We start from the raw sequence: 25,282 nt of genomic DNA on the forward strand, positions 1-25,282 counted from the left end.
GATGACCAGGCATCGCGGACGCGGCATGGCGTCGATCAACTATCCCATCGGCATGAATCTCGGGGGTGATCCGAGCCAGGCGCTGGTGCATTCCAATCCGAGCGGCAAGTTCACGGTGGCGCTGTCATCGATCGACCTCGGCCAGGGCATGAAGTCGGTGACGCGGCAGATCTGCGCGGAGACCTTGGGCGTGCCGGTCGAGGACGTTTATGTCGACACGGCAGACTCCGACACCGGACCGCACTGCATGGGCTCGTTCGCCTCCCGCGGCACCCACCGCGTCGGCAACGCCGTGATGGCCGCGGCCCGCGAGGCACGCGGCGTGATGATGGAAGCCGCGGCCGAGGAGCTGGAAGTCAACGCCGCCGATCTCGAAACCGACGGCCGCGGCAACATCCACGTCAAGGGCGCGCCGCACCGCTCGATCTCGACCAAGGACGTCGCCATCGCGGCGCAGTTCAAGCAGGGCAAGACCATCTCCGGCCGCGGCATCTTCCTCGTGCCGTTGTCCGACGTCGATCCTGAGACCGGCGAGATGTCGCCGGCGACATGCTACGCGCATGCCTGCCTCGTCGCCGAGGTCGAGGTCGACGACGAGACCGGCGAAGTCGCGATGGTCCGGATGGATTCCGCCTATGAGCTCGGCCGCGCCCTCAACCCGCGCCTGGTCGAGCAGCAGCTTGTCGGCGGCGCCTGGATGGGCGTCAGCCACGCGCTCTACGAGACGCCGGAGCCGTACTATCCCGAGCCGATTCACGGTCCCCGCGACTTCGTCGAATATCTGATGCCCGGTCCCGGCGACATCTGCCCGCACGATATCGCCGTGCTGGAACGCCCCGCTCCCGACGGTCCGTTCGGCGCCAAGGGCCCCGGCGAGATGTGCGCCAATCCGGTGCTGCCGGCCGTGGCGAACGCGATCTTCAACGCCGTCGGCGTGCGCATCGACGATCTGCCGATCACGCCGGAAAAGGTGCTGCGGGCGATCAAGAGCCAGGGCGGTGCACGGCCGCAGGCGCGGCGCTAAAGGAGACGCCGTGGCCGTTCGCAGCAACATCGTCGGCATCGACAGTCCGGAGGCGCTGGAGAAGGCGCTGCGGGCCGCCTATTACCTCGCCGACGAAGGGCTCGCGACGGCTGCCTATCTCGGCCTCGCCCTCGGCAAGCCGCTGCTGCTGGAAGGCGCGCCGGGCGTCGGCAAGACCGAAGCGGCCAAGGCCATCGCCGCCGTGCTCGGCCGGCAATTGATCCGCCTGCAATGCTACGAAGGCATCGACGCGTCCGCGGCACTCTACGAATGGAACTACCCGCGCCAGATGCTCGCGATCCGCCAGGCCGGCGACGACAGCATCGACATCTACGGCGAGACCTTCCTGATCGAGCGACCGATGCTGGCGGCGCTGCGCGCGCCTGACTCCACCGTCCTGCTGATCGACGAGATCGACCGCGCCGATCAGGAGTTCGAGGCGTTCCTGCTCGAATTCCTCTCCGACTTCCAGATCTCCATCCCCGAACGCGGCACGGTGCGCGCCGCCGAGCGTCCCGTCGTCGTGCTCACCTCGAACCGCACGCGCGATCTGCACGAGGCGCTGCGGCGCCGCTGCGTCTATCACTGGATCGACTATCCCACCGCGGAGCGGGAAGCACGCATCATCATGATGCGCGCCTCCAGCGTCGCTGAAGCCACGGCCCGCGCCGTCGTCGCGGCCGTCGAGAAGCTGAGACGCGAGCCGCTGAGCAAGGCGCCCGGCATCGCCGAGGCCGTCGATTGGGCCGAGGCCGCGACGCTGCTCAACAAGGGCGGCGCGCGCTGGCCTGATGCCTTCAAGCGGTCCATCGGCGTAGCGCTGAAGGACGAGGAGGACCTGCACTTCATCGCGCCGCGCCTCGATGCCATGCTGGCGGAGGCAACCGCATGAGTGCCGAGCTGCAGCTCCCGCGTGCTGCGCGGATCTTCGTCTCCTTCGTCGCACTCCTGCGCGTCAACGGCTTTGCGGTCGCGCCGGAACAGACCACCGCGTTCCTGGCCGCGATCGACCTGCTCGGCCCGCGCGACCTCAGGGATATCAGGCAGGCGGCGCTAGCCACCCTCGCCCCACCGCCCGAACGCCGCGCCACCTTCGACCGCCTGTTCGATCTTCATTTCCGCGGCAGCGAGGCCATCGAGCACGCCGACGAGGGCGAGGACGACGAGACCGTCCGTCTCCAGGAGGAAGGCCGCGGCGACGAGGAGCCACTGCTCTCCGATGACGCCAACGAATCCGGCCTGACTGCAACGCGCACCGAAGCGCTGGTCGAGCGCCGCTTCGCCCGGCTCTCCACGACCGATGCGCTGCGTCGCCTGGCACGCGAGGCCCCGCGGCGCCTGCCGCGGCGGCGCGGGCACCGGCGCATGCGCGCGCGCCGCGGTCCCTTCGCCGATCTCCGCCGTACTCTACGTGACTCCGTCCGCAGCGACGGAGAGATTTTGCGGCTCGGCCACATGAAGCGGCGCCAACGGCCGCGCAAGATCCTGCTGCTGATCGACGTCTCCGGCTCGATGAAGAGCCGTACCGAGGAGAACATGAAGCTTGCGCATGCGCTGGTGCAGGCCGCCCCCAATGTCGAAGTCTTCACCTTCGGCACGCGGCTCACCCGTGTGACCCGCGCGCTGCGGCTGAAGCGGCGCGAGCAGGCACTGAACGCGGCGGCGCATCTGGTCAGCGACTGGGACGGCGGCACCCGCATCGGCGACGCGCTGCAGGCGTTCCTCGCAGTCCCGCGGTTCGGCGGCTATGCCCGCGGCGCCGCCGTGGTCGTCGTGTCCGACGGGCTCGAGCGCGGCGAACCCGACGCGCTGCGCGACGCCGCGTCGAAATTGTCGCGGCGAGCCTGGCGCCTGAGCTGGCTGACGCCGCTCGCGGCCGGACCGGGCTTCCGCCCGCAGACGGAAGCGCTCGTCGCGATCGAACGCTTCGTCGACGATCTCGTGGACGGCGGGTCGAGCGCCTCGATCGTCGCCCATGTGCTGGCACTGGGACGAAGGAGAGCTGCGTGAACGGTATTGTCGACGGCCATCACCACATCTGGCGGCAGGCCGACCTGCCCTGGCTGACCGGCCCCATGCAGCCGCGCATCTTCGGACCGTACGAGCCGATCCGGCGTGACTATCCGATCGAGGAGTATCTCGGCGATCTCAAGGGCACCGGTGTCACCCGCTCCGTCTACGTGCAGACCAATTGGGCGCCCGAGCACTTCGAGGAGGAAGCAGCCTGGGTACAGCGCACCGCGGAGGAATATGGCTGGCCGCACGCCATCGTCGCGTACGCCAATTTCGCGGCCGACGACGTGCGTCCGCAGCTCGATCGCCTCAAACGCCATCCGCTGGTACGTGGCGTCCGTATGCAGCTGCACTGGCATGAGAACCCGCTGTACCGCTTCGCAGCGCGTCCGGACCTCTGCGCTGATCCCGTGATCCGCCGCAACGTCGCACACCTGGCCGATTACGGCTGGAGCTTCGACCTGCAGGTCTTCACGCCGCAGATGCCGGATGCCGCGCAGCTCGCGGAGTCCTGTCCCAAGGTGACGTTCATCCTCCAGCATGCCGGCATGCTCGAAGATCTTTCACCGGCCGGCCGCGCGGCCTGGCGCGCCGGGATGGCGCGGCTCGCGACCTGTCCGAACGTGGTCTCGAAGCTGTCCGGGCTCGGCACCTTCATCCACCGCAACGATCCCGCGCATATCGCCGCCGTGCTCACCGACACGGTGGCGATCTTCGGCGCCGAGCGCTGCCTGTTCGGCTCCAATTTTCCGATCGAGAAATTGTGGACCAGCTATCGCGAGCTCGTCGATGCCTTTCGCGCCGCCGCCGCACCGTTCAGTGCGGAGCAGCAGGACGCGATCTTCAGGACCACGGCGACACGCGTCTACCGGCTTTGACAGACAGGAAACGACACAGGGAGGGCAAAGAATGGCGCTGGAGATCAAGATTCTGGACTATGGCGATATCGAGCTGGAATCGAGCTTCCTGGTGCTCGGCCGCGACTGCGGCCGCACCCGCCGCGTCCTCACGCTCGGCTTCCTGATCCTCGGCGGTCCCTACCCTGTCGTGGTCGACACCGGCTACCGCTCCAACCAGATCATGGAGACGCTGGGCATGCGGGGGCTGCAATACCACGAGCACATGATCGAGAACCAGCTCGCGCGCCATGGCGTGCGCATGGGCGACGTCCGCTTCGTCTGCCACACCCATCTGCACATCGACCATGCCGGCAAGGACGACCTGTTCCCGATGAACACGACCGTCGTCGTCAATCGCAAGGAGCTCGAATATTCCGTCTCCGGCCTGATGCATCCGCAATATCCGGCGCCCGACATCAAGCACCTGATCGACCGCCTGCACACCAAGAGCGCGCTGCGCTTCCTCGACCTCGAGATCACCGGCCCGATCGAGCTGATGCCCGGCGTCTATTGCGATGCCGCCAACGCCCACACCGAGGGATCGATGAACATCATCGTCCACACCGCCGACGGCATCGCGACCATCTGCGGCGACGTGATCTACGACTTCAACGATCAGATCGTCACGCCCTTCCACGAGATCCACGATTGGGAGCCGCGCACCACCGGCAATCACGGCACCAGCAAGCGTGCGGAAAAGGCCGCGATCAAGAAGCTCCTCAGCAATTCGCGCTACCTGCTTCCGGTCCACGACCGGCCCGCCAAGATCGAAGGCGGCAATGTCGTGGGGCGCCTGCACGACCAGGTCCCCGGACCGATCGTGCAGTCCCTGCCCCAGCGCAACTGGTTCCCGGCCTGAGATGATCTTGGGATAGACCGATGACGCACGTCACGCTGCGAAGCGAATTCGAGAACCTGATCGACCCTTACGCGCCGGTCGCACAGATCGGCACCGGCTTCGACTTCACGGAAGGGCCGATCTGGCATCCGGTCGATCACTACCTGCTGTTCTCGGACATGCCGGGCGACGTGCGCCGGCGCTGGGATGCGCGGCGCGGCGTGGTCGAGGTCAAGCGCCCATCGAACAAATGCAACGGCATGACCTATGATGCCGAGCTCAACCTGATCGTCTGCGAGCACGCGACCTCGTCGCTGGTCCGCGAACGCCCGGACGGACGGCGCGAGGTGCTCGCCTCGCATTTCGGCGGCCAGGAGCTCAATAGCCCGAACGACGTCTGCGTGCACTCTTCCGGCGCGATCTATTTCTCCGACCCCTGGTACGGGCGGATGCCGGTCTACGGTGTCGAGCGGCCGCGCCAGCTCGGCTTCCAGGGCGTCTACCGCGTCGTGCCCGGCGGCGAGCCGCGGCTCGTGGTCGAGCGACACCTGTTCGATCAGCCGAACGGGCTGTGCTTCTCGCCGGACGAGAAGCTGCTCTATGTCAACGACACCGTGCAGGCTGTGATCCGGGTGTTCGACGTCAACAGCGACGGCACGCTGTCCAACGCGCGGGTGTTTGCGAGCGGCATCAAGTCCGAGCTGGAGCCGGGCCTGCCTGACGGCATGAAGTGCGATCAGCACGGCAATGTCTGGGTCACCGCGCCCGGCGGCGTCTGGGTCTATTCGCCGCGCGGCGAGCTGCTCGGCAAGGTGCGCGTGCCGGAGCTGGTCGCCAACCTCGCTTGGGGCGGGCCGGATTTCCGCACACTCTATCTCACCTCGACGCATTCGGTGTACGCGATCCCGACCAAGGTCGGTCCGCGTCACGAGCCCTATATGAGCGGCCGGCGCGCCGGCGGCGGAGCGGGTCCGAGTTCGTCACCGGCCTCGCCTGTTCTCGCCGAGGGCGAGATGCGGCTCGATCCGCAGCGCTGCGCCATGATCATCCAGGATCTCCAGAACGACGTCATCATGGACGGCGGCGCGTTCGCGGAGTCGGGCGCGCCAGGTCATGCGAAGCAGCAACATGTCGTCGAGAACGTCCGGCGCCTCGCGGAGGCAGCCCGCGCGCGGGGCGTCGCCATCATCCATGTCTGGTTCGTGGTCGAGCCCGGCGCGCCCGGTGTCACACTGAACGCACCGCTGTTCGAAGGCCTCGTCGACAGCAAGGCGATGGTCCGTGGCAGCTGGGGCGCGGCACCGGTCTCGGGCCTGGAGCCGCGGCCCGGCGACTTCGTCGTCGAGAAGATGCGGATGAGCGCCTGGGAAGGCACGCGGCTGGAGACGATCCTGAAGGCAACCGGCAGCGACATGATCATCAACACCGGCGCCTGGACCAACATGTCGGTCGAGCACACCGCGCGCACCGGGGCCGACAAGGGCTATTTCATGATCGTGCCCGAAGACTGCTGCTCGACCATGAATGCCGACTGGCACAACGCCTCGATCAATTTTGCCATGCAGAACGTCGCGGTCGTGACCAGGGCCGATGCCGTCATCAGAGCGCTGGGATGAGCTGTGGCAAAGCTTCTGCATCTGTCCTGCTCGCCCCGCGCCGAGTCTTGGTCGACGGCCGGCGCGCGCGTCTTCCTTGATCGCTTCCGCGAGGCCCGGCCGGATTGGGACATCGATGTCGTCGACATCTGGCGCGAGCGGATGCCGGAGTTCACCGGCCCCATCGTCGAGGCCAAATACGCGCGCATGAAGGCCCAGGCCTTCACCGAGGCGCAGCGCGACAGCTTTGCGGAGGCCGAGCGCATGGCCATGCGCTTCTCGCTCGCCGACCGCGTGCTGATCTCGACGCCGATGTGGAACTTCGGCATTCCCTACAAGCTCAAGCAGTGGTTCGACATCATCGTCCAGCCCGGGCTCACCTTCCGGTTCGATCCGTCGCAAGGCTATTTCCCGCTGCTGAAGGACCGGCCGACGCTGGTCATCCTCGCCAGCGGCAGCGACTTCGCCACCGGCATGAACCGCGGCCGCATCGACATGGCAACGCCCTATCTGCGCGAAATCCTGCGCTTCATCGGCATCAACGATGTCCGCTTCGTGCCGATCGGGCCGACCACGGGACCGCAGCAACCGATCGAGGCTGCCCGTGAAAGAACCCATCAGCGCCTTGCGGCCATGGGCGCGGCCTTCTGAACCGGCGCGTGTGCCGCCAATCGAGACGGCCGGGAGCTTCAAAACAAAACTTCGAAAACAACCCCATGCACAGTAGGCGATGACAGCGGAATCAACGGCTTGCACACGCACACGGGGGCGTTTGACACGTCGGGCAAAACATGCGGCAGCCGTCGGCTGGAATGGGCGCGTTCAGTCATACTGCGCGGTGTGCGAGCTGCCGCGCTGCACCGCGCTTTCCGCAACGGCCGATCCCGTCGCGGGCATGGCTCCGCCCGATTTCGGGAATGTCAGCGTCTCGGTCAGCTCACCGTGCACCATCGTCACCTCGCGCTGGTGCACCGAGCTGAGCCGCCAGCCCTGGTAGTCGCCGTCGAGCTTCAGGCGCAGCGTGGCCTTGCTGGTCTCGTCGACGAAAATGCCGACGCTCTGATCGCCGCCGACGACGGTTCCGACCAGCACGAGCCGCAGTTCGGCGGGCGGAGGTCCGGGCGGCGGCGCCGGCACGTTCGCGACAGGCCCCGACATCGCAGGGGGCGACGGCGGCCGCCGCGAGGCCGAGAAGATCGGCCGCTCGTTCGTGTCCGACAGGGCCGTAAGCGGGACGGCCCAGAGCGGATTGCCGCGCATCGCCTCCCGACTGACCGGAGAGCGCGACGGAGCCGCGGACGCGACCGGCGCCAACGCCACGGGAGAGTCCCCGAGGCTGGACGTCGGCCCGGTGAAGCCGGGGACGTCGACATCGGAAAAATCCGCCGGTAGCGCGGAGGTCGCGGCGAAAGCGTCGAGCAGAGGCGCCAGAACGAGCGCGAACCCCACCGAAATCCGCCGCGCCGCCTTGTGCCCTCTCATGGTCCCAGTCATCGGCCTGTCGGAAGCAACGTGCAAGAATCTCAGTCCAGGAGGCCGGCGGCCAGCAGAGGCAGGGCGAGCGGCTCGCCAGCACTGAGCACCGAGAGGAGCAAGGCTTATCGGCCGCCGATGTGACACTCGTGCGAAACATCCGTCACTTCCCCCGATGTTTCCCCTGCCTGTTGCGGCTGCGTCATGCCGCACCTCGACACCCGCTGCCTGCCCCAGTATGACATTGTTGCTACATCGTCATACTCGCCTGCTAGAGCGTGGCGCTGCTGGAATGGTTGGGGTGCGGAGGCGTGGCGGTGCGTGGGTCCTTGTTGCGGATGTTTTCGGCCGCGGCATCGTCAGCCCTATGCGCTTTGCCGGCTACGGCCCAGGAGCGCAGCGCGGTCGCGGCCGCCGAACTTCCGCCGGTCACCGTGGCAGCCGAGGTGGAACAGCATCCGAAACGGCTCGCCCGCAAGAAGCCGCCGAAAAATGGGGGCATACGCAGTCATCCGACCGCCGCCCGCACGGACAATTCGACCGAGGGCGGCGGCGCGGCTGGTGCTGCGCCCGCCGGCTCGTCCGCTCTGCAGCCCACTTCCGCCAGCGCCGTCCGCATCAGCGGCAAGGAGGTCAATGCCGTCCCGTTCTCCCGGCCCGGTGAAGCGCTGGAGGCGGTGCCCGGCCTGATCGTCACGCAGCACTCCGGCGAGGGCAAAGCCAATCAATACTTCCTGCGCGGCTTCAACCTCGATCACGGCACTGATCTCGCGATTAGCGTCGACGGCATGCCCGTCAACATGCCGACCCACGGCCATGGGCAAGGCTACGCCGACATCAATTTCCTGATCCCCGAGCTGATCCAGTCGATCGATGTGCGCAAGGGACCGTATTTCGCCGACCAGGGCGATTTCGCATCCGCCGGCGCCGTGGCCATCGACTATGTCAACAAGCTGCCGCACAACATCGCGGAGCTGACCTTCGGCAGCTTCGGCTACGGCCGCGCCCTGGCGGCAACGTCGAACGCCGTCGGCGCCGGCACGCTGCTGACGGCGTTCGAGGCCACCAAATATGATGGCCCGTGGCAAGTGCCGGACGACATCCGCAAGCTGAACGGCGTGCTGCGCTACAATCAGGGCACGGCGACCGACGGCCTGACCCTGACGGCGATGGCCTATTCCAATGGCTGGAATTCCACCGACCAGGTTGCCCAGCGCGCGATCGACCAGGGGCTGATCGATCGGCTCGGCACGCTCAATCCCACCGACGGCGGCACCTCCAGCCGGTTCAGCCTGTCCGGCAGCTGGGCACAGTCGAGCGAGTACGGACAAACCAATGTCCGCGCCTACGTCGTGCGCTCGGACCTGCGGCTCTTCAACGATTTCACCTACTTCCTCGACAACCCCGTCAATGGCGACCAGTTCAGCCAGCTCGACCGCCGCAGCTTCGGTGGCGTCGATGCACGGCATGCGTTCGACTGGCGCTTTGCCGGCCTCGAATCGCAAACCCGCGTCGGCGTGCAGAGCCGCTATGACGATATTCATGTCGGCCTGTTCAAGACCGAGCAGCGCAGTTGGCTCTCGACGGTGCGCGACGACCGCGTGCAGGAGGGCAATGTCGGCCTCTGGACCGACACGACCACGCGCTGGACCGACTGGCTGCGCACCAGCGCCGGCATTCGCGAAGATGTCTTTGCCGGACACGTGTTCAGCGACACGCCGCAGAATTCGGGCAATGCACAGGCGTCGATGGCGAGCCCTAAGGCCGGCCTCGTACTCGGCCCCTGGTACAGGACCGAGTTCTATGCCAATGCCGGCTACGGCCTGCACAGCAATGACATCCGCGGCGCAACGATCACCGTCGATCCCAACGACAAGGTGACGCCGCTCGAGCGCGTGCCGCTGCTGGTGCGCTCGCGCGGCGCCGAGCTCGGCATCCGCACCAAGCCGATCGAGGGCCTCACCAGCTCGCTCGCGGTCTTTGTCCTCGACTTCGACTCGGAGCTGCTGTTTGTCGGGGACGCCGGCACCACCGAGCCGAGCCGGCCGAGCCGCCGCGTCGGCATCGAGTGGACGAACCAGTACAAGCCGCTGCCGTGGTTGATGGTCGATCTCGACGTCGCCCAGACCCACGCACGCTTCACCGATTTCGACCCTGCCGGGTCACGCATCCCTGGCGCACCGGCGTGGGTGGCCAGCAGCGCGATCACGCTCGGTGGCGACACCGGCTGGTTTGGTGCGCTGAAGGCGCGTTATTTCGGTCCACGTCCCCTGATCGAGGACAACAGCGTCCGCTCGCAGTCGTCGCTGATCTTCAATGCACGTGCCGGCTACAGGTTCGACAACGGCGTTCGGGTGCAACTCGACGTACTCAACCTCTTCAACACCCAGACCAACCAGATCGAGTACTATTACCTGTCGCGGCTGCCGGGCGAGCCCATCGAGGGTGTCGCGGATCGTCACGTCCATCCGGCCGAGCCGCTTGCGGTCCGGCTGACGGTCGCGGCGAAATTCTGATCGCGGCGAGCTTGCGGGCTGCGTCGATGCATAAGCGCCATCGACCGTCATAAATCTCCAAAAAATCTGACATAGAGCGGATGCTTTGATGAACCGAGAGCACGAGTTCGGCTGACGCAAGACCCCGGCTCCGACCGCCCAGCGGTCGCGTTCGAGGCAGGAGTGAGGGGAATGCAATCTGAGCCGGACATCACCATGATCGCCTCGGCTGAGCGGTTCGCGCGTACGGCGCAGCAGGACGAGACCACCGCGATGGGTGGACCGTTTGCGCGCTCCTGGGCGCTCGTTCCCATCGTGACGGCGTCGGGCTTTGCAGGCCTCGGCTACGAGATCGTGTGGACGCGGCAGCTGAGCCTTGCGCTGGGCACCGAGATGATGGCGGTGCTCGGCGTCATCGCCGGATTTTTCGGCGGTCTGGCCCTCGGCGCGTTCGCGCTCGACGGGCTGATCCGCCGATCGGCATCGCCATGGCACGTCTATGCGATTCTTGAAGCCGTCATCGCGGTTTGGGGCCTGACCAGCGTCTGGCTGCTGCCGGCGGCCGCGCGGGCCTTGCCGCCTCTGCTCGGCACCGAACCATCGCCGGTCCTGCTGTGGGCCGGAAGCCTGGCGCTGCCGACGCTGGTGCTGCTCCCGGCAACGATGGCGATGGGCGGAACCCTCGCCGCGCTGGAGCGGATGATGCGTCATGCGCGCGGCGAGGCGCGCGTCACGGCAGGCGTGTATGGGGCGAACACGGCCGGAGCTCTGGCCGGCACGCTCGCCTCAACATTCCTCCTGATCCCGGCGCTCGGATTTTCGGGAACATTGCTCTGCCTTGCCGGCGTCAACGCGTTCTGTGCCCTGGCAACGTTTGCGCTTGGACCCGCAGCCGGCAAGGCCGATCTCGAACAGAAGCGGCCCGAACGACTTCGCGACCTGCGGCTCACGATCACCCTGTTCGCCACGGGACTGCTCGGAATCACCTTCGAGGTCCTCGTGGTCCGGCTTGCCGCGCAGGTGATGGAGGATACCGTCTACACCTTTGCAGGGTTGCTGGCTGCGTATTTGCTCGGCACTGCCGCCGGTGGCTTGCTCTGGCAGCGGACCGGCCGCGATGCCAACGATGGCAATCTGCGCGGCCTGCTCGCCGGAGCCGCACTCGCCTGCATCACGACCGCCGTGCTTGCACCCTTTGCCGGTCGGCTGGTCGAGATCGCAGCGGGCGCGGACGTGTTCGGCGAATTGGCCGTGGCGATCGCCCTCTTCCTCGTCCCCGCAACCGCAATGGGCGCGCTGTTCGGCCTGCTGGCGCAGCGGGTGAGCGATCAGCGCGGCTCGGTCGGATCGGCGGTCGGCATCAACAGTCTCGGCGCCTGCATCGCACCGCTGGTGGCGGCACAATTCCTGATCCCGGCCCTTGGTGCCTGGACGGCGCTGCTTGCCGTTGCAGCGGGCTATCTGCTGCTTTTGCCGCCCAGCCGATCGGCGTTGCTGTGGTCCGCTGCACCCGCGACCTGCGCACTCGTGCTGTGGCTGCATCCGACGCCGTCGTTGACGCGAGTGCCGGCGGGTGGCGCGCTGCTTGCGGTTCGTGAAGGACCGATGGCGACCGCGAGTGTCGTCGACGACGCAGCAGGCACGCGCTATCTCGAGGTCAACGGGCATTTCCGCATGGGCGGGACCAGCTCGACGCGATCCGACTATCGGCAGGCAATGCTCCCGCTGTTGCTTCACGGAGCGCCGCACCGCGCCCTGTTCCTGGGCATCGGCACCGGCGCCACCATGATTGGCGGAACTCAGATGCCCGGCGTCAGTGTTCACGGCGTCGAACTCTCGCGGGAAGTGGTGGACTTGCTGTCCTGGTTCGTCGATCCGCATGCGGTGTCAGTGCCGCGCCTGACCGTCGCGGATGCCCGCCGCTACGTCGCGGCGGATACCGGCCAGCACGACGTGATCATCGCCGACCTGTTTCACCCCGCGCTCGACGGCAGCGGCGCGCTCTATACGGTGGAACATTTCCAGGCCGTGAAACGCAGGCTGGCGCCTGGCGGTATCTTTTGCCAATGGCTGCCGCTCTACCAGCTCGACATGCCCTCACTGCGCGCCATCATCCGCGGCTTTCTCGAAATCTATCCCGACGGCGCGGCCTGGCTCAATCACTACAGCGTCCGCACCCCGATGCTTGCACTGATCGGAACGCGCGACGGCGGCCATCTCGATATCGACGCGCTGGGCGCGCGGCTGCACGACCCCGCGACCGCAAAGGCGGTACGGCCCCTCGGGTTCGACTCACCCATCGACCTGCTCGGCCAGTATGTCGGAGGTCCGCGCGCCCTCGCCGCCTTTGCCGGCGAAGGCCCGCGCAACACGGATGATTATCCGTTCGTGACGTTCGATGCGCGGCGGAATGTTCATGCGCTCCGGGCAGCCCCCTGGTCGCTCCTGCTTGCCGTCACGAAGGAGATTGAACCGGATGCGAACGAACTGCTGGCCGGCGTCGGCGGGCGCGACGCGCTCGCCGCGCGCCTCGACGCCTATTGGCGTGCGCGCAACCGCTTCCTCGAGGCCGGCGCGTCGCTGCCCGGCGATCCGCGCGGCGCCGCTCTGATTGAAGCCGCCTCGCCGGGTCTCATCGATGCGCTTCGCCTGAGCCCCGAATTCGATCCGGCCTACGGGCCGCTGATGGGCATGGCGAGATCCCTGCTCGGCTCGGACCGCGCGGCAGCCGCGCGCCTGCTGCGCAGGATCAACGAGGCCATACCCTCAAGGCCCGAGGCGCGCGAGCTGCTGCTGCGCGAGTTCGGCTTGCGGAACGAGTGATCCGCGCCGAGGATCTACGGCGCGAAATTGATGCGATAGCCCCAGCAGTCGAGATGATCGGGGATCGCGTTGAAGGCGATCGTGATCCTCTGCCCACCCTGGTTCCGCGGCACCTCATGGTAGAGGTAGCTGGGAAACAGCACGAGATCGCCGGGCTCGGCCTCCGGCAGGGCATATTTGCCCGCGTTGAAGGGGCCGATCGCAGCTTCACGCGTGTGGTGGCGGAAGGAGAAGTCGAAGCCGCCGGGCGGCCGCACGAAGACCGTCTTGCACGCCGGATGCGAGGGCGTCAGATAGATGATGCCGGAGACGAAGCTATTGGCATGGGAATGCAGCGTCTGGTTTCCGCCGGTCTCGAGCATGTTGGTCCACATCTCCTTGACGGTCCAGCGCAGCTTTTCGCCGAACAGCAGGACACCGAAATCGACAAGCTTGGGGACGGCAAGCTCGGCGATCTCACGGAACAGCTCGTTGTCGCGGGGATCGGCAACCTCGGTGTGGAAGAGCTGGCCCGAACGCAGATTGCCCTCGACCCTTGTATCCCGGATCGCAGCCACGGCGGCTTCGTTCAACGCGGGCGGCAGCAGCCCGGGCGAGCGCAGCAATGGAATCGGGAAAAGCGGCTCGATCTGGTCCATGTCGCAACGTCACCCTGTTCTTGAAACGCGGGCAGACAATGCCCGGGCTAAGATGACACCGCGATGACAGCGCGCAGGATCTGGAGAATTCTCCAATCCGGCTATTCGTGCGCGCCGAGCACTTTCAGCTTCTCGCCCGGCAGCAGCTCATGGCGCCGTTCGCGCACCTCGTCCGAAGCACGCGCGGCCATGTCGACGCATTCGTCGAACTCGCCGTTGCCTGCTTCGACCAGCGCCTGATGCAGGTGCCGTTCGGCGAAATAGCGCGAAAGATGATCGGACGGCAGGGCCGCCGCCAAGGCGCGCGCTTCCGCGACCGCGACGTTGCAATCCTCCTGCGTCGGCTCCTCCGAGGCAGGCGCGGCCGCGCCGGGGCTGGCCATGGCGCAGCCAAGGCCGGCGAGCAGGCCGAATGTGCAGATGACGATACGAAACAGATGCATGTCAACCGTTCCGGGCCGCGAAGCCCGCCTTAAAACGAGTACGGCGGGCCGCAAGGCTGCGTCCCGCCGGATGGCCTCACATCACGTCAGTGGTGGTCGTGATGATGATCGTCGTGGTCGTCATGATCGTGGTGATCATGATCGTGGTCGTTGTCAGCCCGCTGACCGAGCCGGCGCGCCAGCTCGGCGTTGGTCTCGACCAGGAGCTTCGGCGAGCCTTCCGGCCGGACGAAGATCGGGTTGGCATAGAACCAGACGTTCGAATAGGCCTGAACGTCGTGGGTCACCTTCTTGGCGCCGTTCACCGTCTCCAGATGCGTCGGGCACGCCGGATCGGTGCAGCTGACCTGCGCGTTGTTGGCGTCCAGCAGCGGATTGCCGGCCGTGTCCGACACGTTCGGGGTGCCGTTCGGAATGTTGGTTCCACGCGCACGGATGTAGAACGGCTTGGTGCCTGCGGTAAACGTCGTCGTGAACGTCAGCCGCACGCCGTCACGATCACCCCGATGCTCGCGATGCATCTGCGTCGCGGGGATCTGGCGGGCAATGGTCGCCGAGGGATTGTACACGATCGACGCGCCGGCCGTGCCCGCGGCATTCGCCACCGCGTAGTTGGGCGCGTCGGGCGCAACGACGCCGGTGATCTGACCGGTGATCAGGTCGACGTGGTCGAGCGACGGCTTGTTGAGCGGCTGCTTGATGCCCACCGGCACCAGCAGCGGATTGTTGAAGCTGTACGGAGCGTTGTTCTCCCGCGGCACGGTCAGCTGCATCTCGACGGTGATCTTCTCGCCGGGCCGCACCACCAGGGTTTCACCCATGGTCTTCCAGTCGTCGCCGCGCGTCTTGGCACGGAACACCATGTCCGGACCGATCAGGTCGGCGTTGACCGAGTACGAGTTGCCCGAACGCATGCCGTCGACGACGTGCTGCGACGAGAACCGGCCGGCATTCGGAACATAGAGCTTGGTGTACTCGCCGGGAATGAAGTCGGCCGTGGTGAAGGAGTCGCGTGCACCGCCGGCGCCGCGGCTGTGCCAGTCCGAACTCACATACATGAAGAAGTTGCGGCCCTCGCCGAGCAGACCGTCCCAGAGGCCGCCGACCTTCGCGGTGTAGATGCCGCTCATGCCGTAGGTGCCGCCGCCGACTGCGCCGGAGGTATAGGAGCCGGAGCCGCCATTGGCACCGCCTTCGGCGAAGTGGCCGGGCGATTCGATGCCGAACGCAACCGTCGGGCCCGCGTTGTTGAAGTCGCGGAAGTGCTCGATGTTGTAGCCCTTGTTGGCGGTCGCGCTGAACGGACCCTGGCGTTCGGTGTGGGTCGGGATGAGGTAGGATTGCAGCGGATAGTTCGCCTGCAGCCACTTGACGCCCGTCAGCGCCTTCTGGTGGCCCGCAGTGCCGGTGTTATTGACGTTGTCCTTACCGGGCCAGAGCTGGTTGCCGCCGGCGTCGATGGTGGGGCCGATCGCGTCGGTGTCGGCGCGGTCGAAGCGGTATTCGAATTCCGCCATCTTGTCCGCGTTGCCGGGCTTCCGCCGGTGCATCGGGCGCTGTCCGGTGATGACGGCGACATCGACGTGCTCGTGGCCGGGCGCGATCCACTCGAGACCTTCGATCAGCACCTTGTCGTACTGCGCCGAGCGATTGACGATGGTCGGATACTCGACCTCGCGGATCGACTGCCAGCGCCACATCTGGGCGCCGGTGCCGGAGCCGTTCGGGGTACCCTTCAGGCTGGAGATGGTGATCCCGTCGATGGTCTGGCCGAGCGTCTGGCTCCAGGTCGTCGTGGTCTGTCCGGGAAGATTGGCGCTGGTGTCGCTGAAGCGGCAGTCGCGATTGCCGGAACCGCCATGGTTGCCGAGGGTGAACCAGTCGAGATCGAAATTGTTGCCGCCCGCCGACGCGGTGCCCCGCCCGACCGCGCGGTCGATCGTGTAGCCGGCTGCGACCGAACCGTCCGTGCACGTGTTGTGATTGTGCATGTCACCGGCAACATAGGGGTTGCCGCGGCGCTCGCCGCGGCCGAACTCCTCGGCCGTCGCGCTCTGAGTCAGCGCCAATGATGCCGATGCGGCGGTCAACAGGATCGTCTTGCCAGATGGAAACATCTATCTCCCCTCATTCAAGTCAGATATCGCGAACAACAGAAAATCCGGGAATTCGAACTCAGCGACGTGAGCGACTCCCTGCGCGGCGCGATCATGACCAGAGTTCCGATACAACTTCGTGAAGGATTTGTGTTTGGCGAACGCAGGTCGGGAATTTCCGCAAGGCATCTTGCCTCCGGCGTTTGTCCGTTGCATATCCGCGCCGCACGAAAGTGACAGTTGAAATGCTCTGCCGCATTCAGCGGCGGCGCATGCTGCGAGATTTGTGACAACCATATGTCAATGCCGGCAACACCAGTTGAAATGCAGTCCTTTCCGACATCGCATGCGGGAGGTTCGGATTCGGGCGCCGATGCCGCGCATGGCGCGGCAACGCCGTCGCGCTCCTTTGTCTCAATGCTCGTGCGGCTCTCGCGCGAACCCTTGCTGCACTTCACCCTGCTCGGAGCGATCATCTTCGGCGCCGATGCCGTGCTGCATCCGCCGGCCAAGGACGAAAAGGTCATTGCGGTCACCAAGGTGCTGCGCCAGTCCTTCATCGACAATTTCGACGAGGACAAGGAACGCGCCCCGTCGAGCGAACAGCTCCAGAAGATGATCGACAGCTGGGTCGCGAGCGAGATCCTGTACCGCGAAGGCAAGGCGCTTGGCGTCGACCGCGGCGACGAGACCATCCGCGACCGGATCGCCTTCAAGATGCAATTGCTGATCTTCGACCAGATCCGCGTCCCCCGTCCGACCGACGAGCAGCTCAAGGCCTGGTTTGCGGAAAATCACGCCCGCTTCGACGAGCCGGAGCGCGTGTCCTTCTACATCACCCCGCCCACCGATCAGGCAACGGCGCAGCAGCGGCTCGACGACATTGTCCAGCAGCGCGAATCCGAGGAGCTGCAGCATCTGACGCGCGCGATTCTCGCCCGGCCGGTCGAGAGCCTTGCCCCGGCCTTCGGCGAGACTTTCCGTGACCAGCTGTTGGCGATGCCGGAAGGGGAATGGAAGCTGCTGCAATCCAAGGACGGCTGGCACGTCGCCCGGCTGGATTCCCGGCGCCCCGGAGATCTCGCCAGCCTCGACAAGGTTCGGGATGAGGCTGCCCGGATCTGGCATACGGATGAGACCCGCAAGCTGGCCTGGGAAGCGGTCAAGCGGCTCAAGGCGTCCTATCAAGTGCGGTACGAGCCGTGAGCGCAATCCGTTATCTGCGATTGGCGCTGCTGGCCGTCACGCTGGCGCTGGCCGTGCTGGTGCGGCCGCCGGCCGTCAGCGCGCATGAAGCCGCGATGGGCGTGCTCGAATTCCGCGAGGTCCGGCCCGGCGCCTTCGTCGGGCGCTGGAGCATCGAGCCGTCGATCGGCGCATCGCGCGTCGACCTGCGCGTGCCGCCGCATTGTTTCCTCCGCCTGCCGGAGATGAATTGCGGCACCAAGGGGCTGGTGGGTCCGATCACCATCACCAATCTCGGCTCCAACATGTCGGTCGTCCTGATCAAGGTCGTCCCGATCGAGGGCGAGCCGCGCAGCTACACCATTTCGACGGCCAATCCGGTCGTCTCCGTTCTCGGCACCGGCGCGCCGACGCTCGAGGTCTGGCTCGAGCTGGCCAGGACCTATGTGAACTACGGCATCGACCACATCCTGCTCGGCGCCGACCACCTGCTGTTCGTGCTGGGCCTGATCTGGATCGTCGGCGGCGGCTGGCGCCTGGTGAAGACGATCACGGCCTTCACGATCGGGCACAGCGCTTCGCTGGCCGCGGCCGCCTTCGGCCTGATCGGCGTGCCGGAACGCCCGCTCAATGCCTGCATCGCGCTCAGCATCGCCTTCGTCGGCGTGGAGATCGTGAAGCAGCAGCGCGGCGAGATCGGGCTCACCGCCCGCTATCCGTGGATCGTCGCGTTCAGCTTTGGCCTCGTGCACGGCATCGGCTTTGCGAGCGCGCTGGCCGGACTTGGGCTGGAACGCCGCCTGCTTCCGGCAGCGCTGCTGTTCTTCAACATCGGTGTCGAGATCGGACAGCTCGCCTTCGTGTTGCTGGTGCTCGCCCTGATCTGGGCGCACCGCCGGCTCGATGCCGTCGTGCCGCGCTGGGGCGAGGCGCTTCCGGCCTATCTCATCGGGTCGGTGTCGATGTTCTGGTTCTTCGGCCGCCTGGCGCGCGTGTTCGCCGTGATCTGAGCGAGAGTTTGAGCACAATGTCTTTCCGACTTCCCCTCCCCCTCACCACCGCGATCGTTTCGCTCGCGCTGATGCAGCCGGCGCTCGCGCATGAGCAGGCCGGCGTGGCAGGCGGCCTCGTCAGCGGCCTCCTGCACCCGGTCACGGGCATCGACCATTTGATCGCGATGGTGGCGGTCGGAATCTGGGGCGCGCAGCTCGGCGCGCCCGCGATCTGGATCCTGCCAATCACCTTCCCGCTCGTCATGGCGATCGGCGGCGTCTTGGGCGTGCTGCATGTTCCGCTTCCTTTCCCGGAAGTGATGATCGCCGCCTCCGCCGTGATCCTGGGACTAGCCGTTGCCGCCCGGCTGCGCCTGCCCTTTGCCGCGGCCGCCGTCGTGGTCGCGGTGTTCGCGATCTTTCACGGGCATGCGCACGGCGCCGAGCTGCCGCGCGCGGCGAACGCGCTGGCCTATGGCGTCGGCTTCGTCACCGCCACCGGCCTGTTGCACCTGTGCGGCATCGTGATCGGCACGCTGACGCGCTGGCCCGCCGGCGAGCGCCTCATCCAGGGACTCGGCGCCGGCATCGCGGCGATCGGCTGCTATTTCCTCGCCCAGGGCGTCGGAGCCTTCGCATGAAGCCGAATCTATTGCGCGCCGCGATCGCAGCCTTGATGCTGATCGCCGGCGTAAACGCCGCCGAGGCCCACATCGTCGCGGCCCGCCTCGGCGATTTCTACATGGGGGTCGTGCACCCGCTCACCGATCTTGGGGATGTCGTGCTCTGGACCGCGACCGGCGTGCTGGCCGGCACGCTCGGAGGCGCCAAGGGGCGCTGGCTCATCCCCGTGTTCCCGCTGGGGCTGCTGGCCGGCCTGCTGCTCGGGCATGTGTTCGGCGCGGTGTCCACGCAGCTTGCCGACGCGGCCATGATGCTCGCGCTCGGCATGCTGCTCGCCGCGGCGGCGCAGGTGCCGACCGTGCTGCTGTGCGCGATGGCCTTCGTGGTCGCCGTGATCAGGGGCGCGGCGAACGGCGCCGACCTTGCGCCCGAAACGGACCGAGTGCTGTTTGCGGCAGGCCTTGCCTGCGTCGGCTACGCCGCCATCACGTTGACGATGGCGCTCACCGCGGCCTTCAGACGGACGGCGGCCGACAGCTCGACATCCTGGCGGGCCATCGCCGTTCGCGCCCTCGGCGGCTGGATCGCAGCGATCGGTCTGATGATGGGAAGCCTTGCGCTGGCGTCGTGAACGCCTGTCCTCAGGGCGCAACCAGTTTCTTGCGGATCGCGTAGCGCACCAGTTCGGCGGTCGACGACATCCTGAGCTTGCGCATCGCCGAGGCGCGGTGGGTTTCGACGGTCTTCACGCTCAGTTTCAGGATCTCGCTGATCGACCTGTTGGTATGCCCCTCCGCGATCAGCTGAACCACGCTTTGCTCGCGCGAGGTCAACAGCATGTCGGACCGGTTCTGCTTGTTGGTCCGGTAGTCGTGAAGCAGCCGCTCCAACAGGACGCTGGTGAAATAGGGCCGGCCGTCGAGCAGGGCTTCGATGGCGGACATCAGATGCTTGCGGGCATCGGACTTGAACAGGAAGCCGCGCACGCCGGCCAGAATGGCCTCGGTCAGCAGTTCCTCGCTCTCGTGCATCGTCAGGATCAGGACTTCGGCGCCGACGTCGAGCGACTTGAGGCGACGGCTGACCTCCAGCCCGTTCATGACAGGCATGGAATAGTCGACGATGATGACGTCCGGCCGGGTTTCGAGCGCCAGCGCCACCGCCTGCTCGCCGTTGTTCGCTTCTCCGCTCACGATCCAGCTCGAGTGCGTCTCGACGATCGCGCGCAGCCCGGACCGCACGACTTCATGATCATCCGCAATCAAGATGCGTTTCACGGCGCGGTTCCCGTTTGCCGGTCCGGCTGCCCTCGTCAGGGCACCACCGACAGACCGGCAGCAAAGTGGAACGATCATACGGACCGCAGCCGGAACGTTTATCCCACAAAACCCTGAGATGGGCCGGGAAACGTACCGAGGCCGCGCAGCCCGCCTCAAGCCTCGACCAGCCCGGACCTGACCGCGTAGCGGACCAGCCCCGCCGTCGAGTTCACCTCCAGCTTGCGCATCGCGGCCGCGCGGTGGGCTTCGGTCGTCTTGACGCTGAGGTTGAGGATCGCGCTGATGCCCTTGTTGCTGTAGCCTTCCGAAACCAGCTTCACCACCAATTGCTCGCGTGCCGTGAGCTCATGGTGGCGCTCGCCATCGGCGCGCGGCCGGCGATCGAGTTCCGTCAGGCAGCTCCGGGTGCAGAACGGCCGGTGAAGCAGCAGCGACTCGACCGCCGCAAGCAGCAGCTTGCTCGCGTCCGACTTGACCAGGAACGCACGCGCCCCCGCCTCGAAGGCCTGCTGTGCGAGCAGGCTGGAATTGTGCACCGTGAAGATCAGGACCTCGGTCTGCAGCGGGTATTCCCTGATCCGCCGCGCCACCTCGACGCCCGTCATGCGCGGCATCGAGAAGTCGACGATCGCGACATGCGGCCGGCTTTCGATCGCGGCGGCCACCGCCTTCCCGCCATCGTTCACCTCCGCCACGACCTCCCAGTCGGCGCGCTGCTCGATCACCGCGCGCAAGCCGGCCCGCACCGCCTCGTGGTCGTCGGCAATCAGAATTCGCTTCATGGCAGGGCACTCCAGACGTCCTCACGGCGGTTCGCGCAGGGTCGTGACTGCGGCCGCCTAGTGTTCTTTTGTCGATCGCGTGCTGGTGCGGACCTTCGCACCTCTCGTGGCTCTTCGACGATTATCTCCGCTCGTTGCAAGATGATGCGGGAACATGGCGCACAGGACCGTGCCCGGCTGCGGGATGGCCCGGTTGGATTGGATCTCGAGCGTGCCCCCGATCTCGTGCAGCCGTGCCCGCATCGCGGGGATGCCGACGCCGATCGATCCCGGCGCGCCATACCTGCCGCGGCCAGCGGGCAGACCGCGTCCGTTGTCGCTGACCGTCAGATGGAAGCGGTCATCGACGATGTCGATGGTGATGGTGACCTCCGTCGCCTTGGCGTGACGAAAGACGTTTGTCAGCGCTTCCTGCACCACACGCAGCAAGGTGCGCTTGGTCTCGTAGGGAAGCCGGTCGACATCCGGCACGATATCGACGCCGACAAGCAGCGACGTGCGCGCGGCAAATCCTTCCGCGTAGCGCGCAATGGTGGCCTTCAATCCCTCGCCGGCCAGATTCCGGGGATGCAACAGATAGGCGAAGGCGCGGATCTCGCGCAGGGCCTCGTTGATCGAGCCGTCGATCTCGTCGCAAAGCCTCGCGCCCGCGGCCGTCTCCTCGAGGCTGTTCCGGATCCGCATCAGGCCGAGACTGGCGGCGATCAGATGCTGACAGGTCGAATCGTGGAGATCCGACGCGATCCGTTGCTGAATGCCCTCCTGAATCGAAACCAGGCCGACATCGACGTCGAGCCCATCGCCGCGATGGGGGGCGCCATCGAGGCCGCCATTCCGTGCTGCGCGGTGACTGCCGATCAGGCGGACCACATTGCCGAGCGCGGGATCCACGACCGGCACCACGGTCGTTTCCATATTCCGGGGCGTGCCGCCGAGGGAGAGCCGGTGCCGGATCCTGATCTCCGTCCCTTCCGCAAGGCACGCGCGAAACGCCTCGCAGATCGATCTGGCATCACCGGCGTTCATGCACTCGAAGACATCCAGTTCGCGGACATCTTCCGACGACAGACCGAGATAGGATTCGAACTCCGGATTGATCGCCTCGTACGCGAAGCATCCTTGAAGGGACGGTCGCACCGCAAAGAGAAGATCGGCCGAACACGTCCAAAAGAGCGATCCGATCGATTCTTCCGACGCTATTTGCAGCCAGTCTGCTGGATTGTTTCGACGCGACTCACTGCGGGGGAAGCTGTGTAGTTTCACGGTACGCACCCACTCTTCCTCGGCGAGCTCCCGATATTGAAGACAGTATCGGAGCCCTCCGTCTCGTCCGCTGGCGCAACACAAACCACCCAGCCTGGAAGACGTGCACCATGCGGCCTATCCACTATATACCCCGACGCGGGCATACACCAACAGGTAGCATTCCAGAGAAACTAAAATCTCGGATTCGTGACGGCCTTCGCGCGGCGCACGACTATGCAGTTTGTGCCACGCCGTCCCCCGGCGCTGCGCTCCTATCCGGCAGAACAAAGCTAAAAACTGCGGGTTCCTGATTTCGCGAGGCGCCTGCCTTGCGCAAGGCTACCTGATGCTACTGCCGGCCGCGCCCGACTTCCGCTTCCCTTCCTTCTTCGCCTTTGGAGCGGTCGGGGCCGGCGGCGCGATCTGCAGGGGATGGGAGGGCTGCGTCAGACGGTTCGTCGCGGCATCGTCGCGGAGCGCATCGGTATCGAGGCGCTGGCTTCTATCCACCGCATCGCGTGGATCGGCAGCGGCATCCGATGCGGCCACCGTGCCGACGAGCAGACCAATCAACAACGACAAGCAACTCACGCGCATCGTTCAGGCACCTCTCAGAAAGCAAAGTCCAGGCGGGGGCCGATTCGGACATCCCTGTATCGCCGCAATGGAACATTCGACGTGCGCGCCTCGTAAAGCACCGTGGTGGTCAGCGACACGTTGCTTGCGAAATTGTACCTCAGGCCCACGTCCGCCGAATAGAGCTGATCCCGACGGCCCGAGTTGAGCCCGTCGGTAAACCAGTAGGCTTCGAACAGCGGCGTGCTCACGATCGACCATCTCGGATCGAGCTTGACCTCGATGCCGAGCACGGCGTCGAAACGCCAGCGGCGCGCTTCCGCAAGATCGGAGAACCGGTAGGTCAGGAGCAGCAGCGGCGAGAACGTCGCGTTACCGGCGCGGAAGTCGCGCGCCACGGACCCCATCACGTCGTGCGACGTGAAGGCGAGGTCGCGGTAGATGCCGTCGAAATCGTAGCGATTCTCGTAAATAGCCGAGAAGCGCCAGCCGTCCCAGTTCTCGGTCAGGCGCGCGCCCACGCGCGCCACGGCAAAATTGCTGTCCTTCTCTCGCGAGAATGCTTCGTACTGGGTGCGCGCATAAAGCCGGTAGGACAGATCATTGGTCAGATTCCCGTCGAGCCTGACGCTCACGTCCGGCTCGTAGTAGATGTCCGACTTGCGGTTGTCGCGGGTGAACAGGGCATTGTCGGTGAAGGTCGGCGAGATGGAACCGACCACACTCCAGGCCGGGGCGGAGATGTATGGCACAGCGGCCGTGCTCGCCTTGAACTCGGTCAGGTCAAGATCAGCCGCGCCTGCGGGACCCGCGCCGAGCAGACCAACGATCGGCAGAAGAATTCCTGATCCCCGCATGGCTTTCCTCCGATGGCTTCCGTGTACATCGGGTACTCGCCTAGGCTGTGCCGTGATTGTGGCGTGTTAATGTTTGAGTTTTAAATCCTGAGTTGATACGACCGATCAGCCTTTCGTAAAAGGCTGCGACCCTAATAGTCGACCGCGTCCCTTATGATCGGGCAAGTCATGCAGTGGCCACCACCACGGCCACGTCCGAGCTCCGCGCCAACGATGGTGATGACCTCGATCCCCTGCTTGCGCAGCAGCGTATTGGCATAGGTGTTGCGGTCATAGGCGAACACCACTCCGGGAGAGGCGCAGACGAGGTTGGCACCACTGTCCCATTGGGTGCGCTCGCGCATATAGGCGCCGCCGCCGGTTTCGACGACGCGGAGCTTCTTGAGCCCCAGCGATTCCGCCACGACGTCCACGAATGGGCCCTCGTCCTTGCGCAGCTCGATACCGGCGGAATTGTCGGCCGGACGGTAGGAGAATGCGGAAATGTTGTTGACGATATCGGGATAGATCAGCACGCAATCCCGGTCGGCGAAGGTGAAAATTGTATCGAGATGCATGGCCGCCCTGAGCTTCGGCATGGCGGCCACGATCACCCGACTGGCCGCCTTCTTCGCGAACAAGGCCGCGGCGACCTGACTGATGGCCTGTCTCGACGTCCGCTCGCTCATCCCGATCAGGACGTTGCCCTTGCCGATCGGCATCACGTCGCCACCCTCGAACGTCGCCAGGCCATGGTCCAGCGTCGGATCACCCCACCAGACGTTGACCTTCCCGGCAAAGTCCGGGTGGAACTTGTAGATCGCGGCCGCAAGGATTGGCTCCTCGTGGCGCGCCGGCCAGAACAGTGAATTGATCGTGACGCCGCCGTAGATCCAGCAGGTCGTATCGCGCGTGTACAATGTGTTGGGCAGCGGCGGCAGCAGGTATTCGGTCATCCCGGCAGCTTCCCGGATCAACTTCAGCATCTCGCCGCCGTGGGCTTCCGGAAAATCATGGGTCGACAGCCCGCCGATCAGGGTCTCCGCCAGCTCGCGTGGCTTGAGTCCTTCCAGGTAGTCGCGCAGCTCTTCGATCAGACCAAGGCCGACCTGATTGGGCACGATCTGATTGTCGAGAATCCATGTCCTCGCCTCCGGGATGGCGACGGTCTCAGCGAGAAGATTGTGCATCTCGACCACTTCGATACCGCGGTCGCGCATCTTCTGGACGAAATCGAAATGGTCGCGCTTGGCATTGTCGACCCAGAGGACGTCGTCGAACAGCAACGAGTCGCGGTTCGTGGGCGTGAGGCGTTGATGGGCGCGGCCCGGCGAGCAGACCATCACCTTGCGCAGCTTGCCGACCTCCGAATGAACGCCGAAGGAAATCCCAGAGTCCGACGCCTGATTGGTCATGAGCTTTACC

23 protein-coding genes are annotated in these 25,282 nt (G+C 65.9%); 13 read left to right on the forward strand and 10 right to left on the reverse strand.

Going from position 1 to position 25,282, the window contains the following annotated elements; genetic code table 11:
- The first annotated feature begins 1 nt into the window (after window position 1).
- From JQ617_RS25230 to JQ617_RS25260, 7 genes are read left to right on the forward strand one after another with little or no spacing between them, the layout of a single operon-like run.
- The gene (locus JQ617_RS25230) at window positions 2-1,024 is read left to right on the forward strand and encodes a xanthine dehydrogenase family protein molybdopterin-binding subunit (protein WP_063694532.1); all 1,023 of its coding nucleotides are present in this window, start codon (window positions 2-4) and stop codon (window positions 1,022-1,024) included.
- A gap of 10 nt (window positions 1,025-1,034) precedes the next feature.
- Window positions 1,035-1,916 carry an AAA family ATPase gene (locus JQ617_RS25235; RefSeq protein ID WP_063694533.1) on the forward strand — a complete coding sequence of 294 codons (882 nt, stop codon included), beginning with the start codon at window positions 1,035-1,037 and terminating at the stop codon, window positions 1,914-1,916.
- The gene (locus tag JQ617_RS25240) at window positions 1,913-3,034 is read left to right on the forward strand and encodes a vWA domain-containing protein (RefSeq protein WP_212028640.1); all 1,122 of its coding nucleotides are present in this window, start codon (window positions 1,913-1,915) and stop codon (window positions 3,032-3,034) included. The genes JQ617_RS25235 and JQ617_RS25240 overlap by 4 nt, the downstream gene beginning before the upstream one ends.
- Window positions 3,031-3,915: an amidohydrolase family protein gene (locus JQ617_RS25245; RefSeq protein ID WP_212028641.1), complete on the forward strand. Its 885-nt coding sequence runs from the start codon at window positions 3,031-3,033 to the stop codon at window positions 3,913-3,915. Before JQ617_RS25240 ends, JQ617_RS25245 begins: the two co-directional genes overlap by 4 nt.
- A gap of 31 nt (window positions 3,916-3,946) precedes the next feature.
- On the forward strand, window positions 3,947-4,795 hold the full coding sequence (locus tag JQ617_RS25250; RefSeq protein ID WP_063694536.1) for an MBL fold metallo-hydrolase: 849 nt from the start codon (window positions 3,947-3,949) through the stop codon (window positions 4,793-4,795).
- A 20-nt stretch (window positions 4,796-4,815) separates the two neighbouring features.
- Window positions 4,816-6,390 (forward strand): isochorismatase family protein, encoded by a 1,575-nt coding sequence (locus JQ617_RS25255; protein ID WP_212028642.1) that lies wholly within the window; start codon window positions 4,816-4,818, stop codon window positions 6,388-6,390.
- Between the two features lie 3 nt (window positions 6,391-6,393).
- On the forward strand, window positions 6,394-7,020 hold the full coding sequence (locus tag JQ617_RS25260) for an FMN-dependent NADH-azoreductase (protein ID WP_212028643.1): 627 nt from the start codon (window positions 6,394-6,396) through the stop codon (window positions 7,018-7,020).
- 171 nt (window positions 7,021-7,191) lie between these two features.
- Here JQ617_RS25260 and JQ617_RS25265 read toward each other — a convergent pair whose 3' ends face one another.
- Window positions 7,192-7,851, reverse strand: a complete 660-nt coding sequence (locus tag JQ617_RS25265) for a hypothetical protein (protein ID WP_212028644.1) — start codon at window positions 7,849-7,851, stop codon at window positions 7,192-7,194.
- A gap of 329 nt (window positions 7,852-8,180) precedes the next feature.
- Between JQ617_RS25265 and JQ617_RS25270 the strand changes: the two genes are divergently transcribed.
- Both JQ617_RS25270 and JQ617_RS25275 read left to right on the forward strand, forming a co-directional pair.
- A complete protein-coding gene (locus JQ617_RS25270) occupies window positions 8,181-10,358 on the forward strand; it encodes a TonB-dependent receptor (RefSeq protein ID WP_212028734.1) in 2,178 nt (725 codons plus the stop codon).
- A 252-nt stretch (window positions 10,359-10,610) separates the two neighbouring features.
- On the forward strand, window positions 10,611-13,160 hold the full coding sequence (locus tag JQ617_RS25275) for a spermidine synthase (protein WP_502754896.1): 2,550 nt from the start codon (window positions 10,611-10,613) through the stop codon (window positions 13,158-13,160).
- Between the two features lie 14 nt (window positions 13,161-13,174).
- On the opposite strand, the gene JQ617_RS25280 is transcribed toward JQ617_RS25275, so the two are convergent.
- From JQ617_RS25280 to JQ617_RS25290, 3 genes are all read right to left on the reverse strand, one after another.
- Window positions 13,175-13,798: a putative 2OG-Fe(II) oxygenase gene (locus JQ617_RS25280; RefSeq protein WP_145662590.1), complete on the reverse strand. Its 624-nt coding sequence runs from the start codon at window positions 13,796-13,798 to the stop codon at window positions 13,175-13,177.
- Window positions 13,799-13,899: 101 nt separating this feature from the next.
- Window positions 13,900-14,241 carry a hypothetical protein gene (locus tag JQ617_RS25285; RefSeq protein WP_212028645.1) on the reverse strand — a complete coding sequence of 114 codons (342 nt, stop codon included), beginning with the start codon at window positions 14,239-14,241 and terminating at the stop codon, window positions 13,900-13,902.
- An 86-nt stretch (window positions 14,242-14,327) separates the two neighbouring features.
- The gene (locus JQ617_RS25290; RefSeq protein WP_212028646.1) at window positions 14,328-16,358 is read right to left on the reverse strand and encodes a hypothetical protein; all 2,031 of its coding nucleotides are present in this window, start codon (window positions 16,356-16,358) and stop codon (window positions 14,328-14,330) included.
- Window positions 16,359-16,661: 303 nt separating this feature from the next.
- On the opposite strand from JQ617_RS25290, the gene JQ617_RS25295 reads away from it, so the two are divergent.
- The 4 genes from JQ617_RS25295 to JQ617_RS25310 are packed head-to-tail and all read left to right on the forward strand — an operon-like array spanning window position 16,662 to window position 19,769.
- Window positions 16,662-17,543 (forward strand): peptidylprolyl isomerase, encoded by an 882-nt coding sequence (locus JQ617_RS25295; RefSeq protein ID WP_212028647.1) that lies wholly within the window; start codon window positions 16,662-16,664, stop codon window positions 17,541-17,543.
- Window positions 17,540-18,532 carry a HupE/UreJ family protein gene (locus tag JQ617_RS25300; RefSeq protein ID WP_212028648.1) on the forward strand — a complete coding sequence of 331 codons (993 nt, stop codon included), beginning with the start codon at window positions 17,540-17,542 and terminating at the stop codon, window positions 18,530-18,532. Before JQ617_RS25295 ends, JQ617_RS25300 begins: the two co-directional genes overlap by 4 nt.
- Window positions 18,533-18,549: 17 nt before the next feature.
- Complete coding sequence (locus tag JQ617_RS25305; protein WP_212028649.1) at window positions 18,550-19,155, forward strand: HupE/UreJ family protein; 606 nt, start codon at window positions 18,550-18,552, stop codon at window positions 19,153-19,155.
- A complete protein-coding gene (locus JQ617_RS25310; protein ID WP_212028650.1) occupies window positions 19,152-19,769 on the forward strand; it encodes a HupE/UreJ family protein in 618 nt (205 codons plus the stop codon). Before JQ617_RS25305 ends, JQ617_RS25310 begins: the two co-directional genes overlap by 4 nt.
- Window positions 19,770-19,779: 10 nt before the next feature.
- Here JQ617_RS25310 and JQ617_RS25315 read toward each other — a convergent pair whose 3' ends face one another.
- From JQ617_RS25315 to arcA, 6 genes are all read right to left on the reverse strand, one after another.
- Complete coding sequence (locus JQ617_RS25315) at window positions 19,780-20,415, reverse strand: response regulator (protein ID WP_212028651.1); 636 nt, start codon at window positions 20,413-20,415, stop codon at window positions 19,780-19,782.
- A 155-nt stretch (window positions 20,416-20,570) separates the two neighbouring features.
- Window positions 20,571-21,200, reverse strand: coding sequence for a response regulator (locus JQ617_RS25320; RefSeq protein WP_063694549.1), 630 nt, complete (start codon window positions 21,198-21,200; stop codon window positions 20,571-20,573).
- Window positions 21,201-21,257: 57 nt separating this feature from the next.
- On the reverse strand, window positions 21,258-22,472 hold the full coding sequence (locus JQ617_RS25325) for a sensor histidine kinase (protein ID WP_349630649.1): 1,215 nt from the start codon (window positions 22,470-22,472) through the stop codon (window positions 21,258-21,260).
- A 312-nt stretch (window positions 22,473-22,784) separates the two neighbouring features.
- A complete protein-coding gene (locus tag JQ617_RS25330; protein WP_212028652.1) occupies window positions 22,785-23,027 on the reverse strand; it encodes a hypothetical protein in 243 nt (80 codons plus the stop codon).
- A 29-nt stretch (window positions 23,028-23,056) separates the two neighbouring features.
- Window positions 23,057-23,878, reverse strand: a complete 822-nt coding sequence (locus tag JQ617_RS25335) for an outer membrane beta-barrel protein (protein ID WP_212028653.1) — start codon at window positions 23,876-23,878, stop codon at window positions 23,057-23,059.
- A 131-nt stretch (window positions 23,879-24,009) separates the two neighbouring features.
- Window positions 24,010-25,272, reverse strand: coding sequence for an arginine deiminase (gene arcA, locus JQ617_RS25340; RefSeq protein WP_212028654.1), 1,263 nt, complete (start codon window positions 25,270-25,272; stop codon window positions 24,010-24,012).
- Window positions 25,273-25,282 lie beyond the last annotated feature (10 nt).

Origin of the sequence: Bradyrhizobium sp. KB893862 SZCCT0404 (assembly GCF_018130885.1) — a bacterium.
In the GTDB taxonomy this organism is placed as follows: domain Bacteria; phylum Pseudomonadota; class Alphaproteobacteria; order Rhizobiales; family Xanthobacteraceae; genus Bradyrhizobium; species Bradyrhizobium stylosanthis.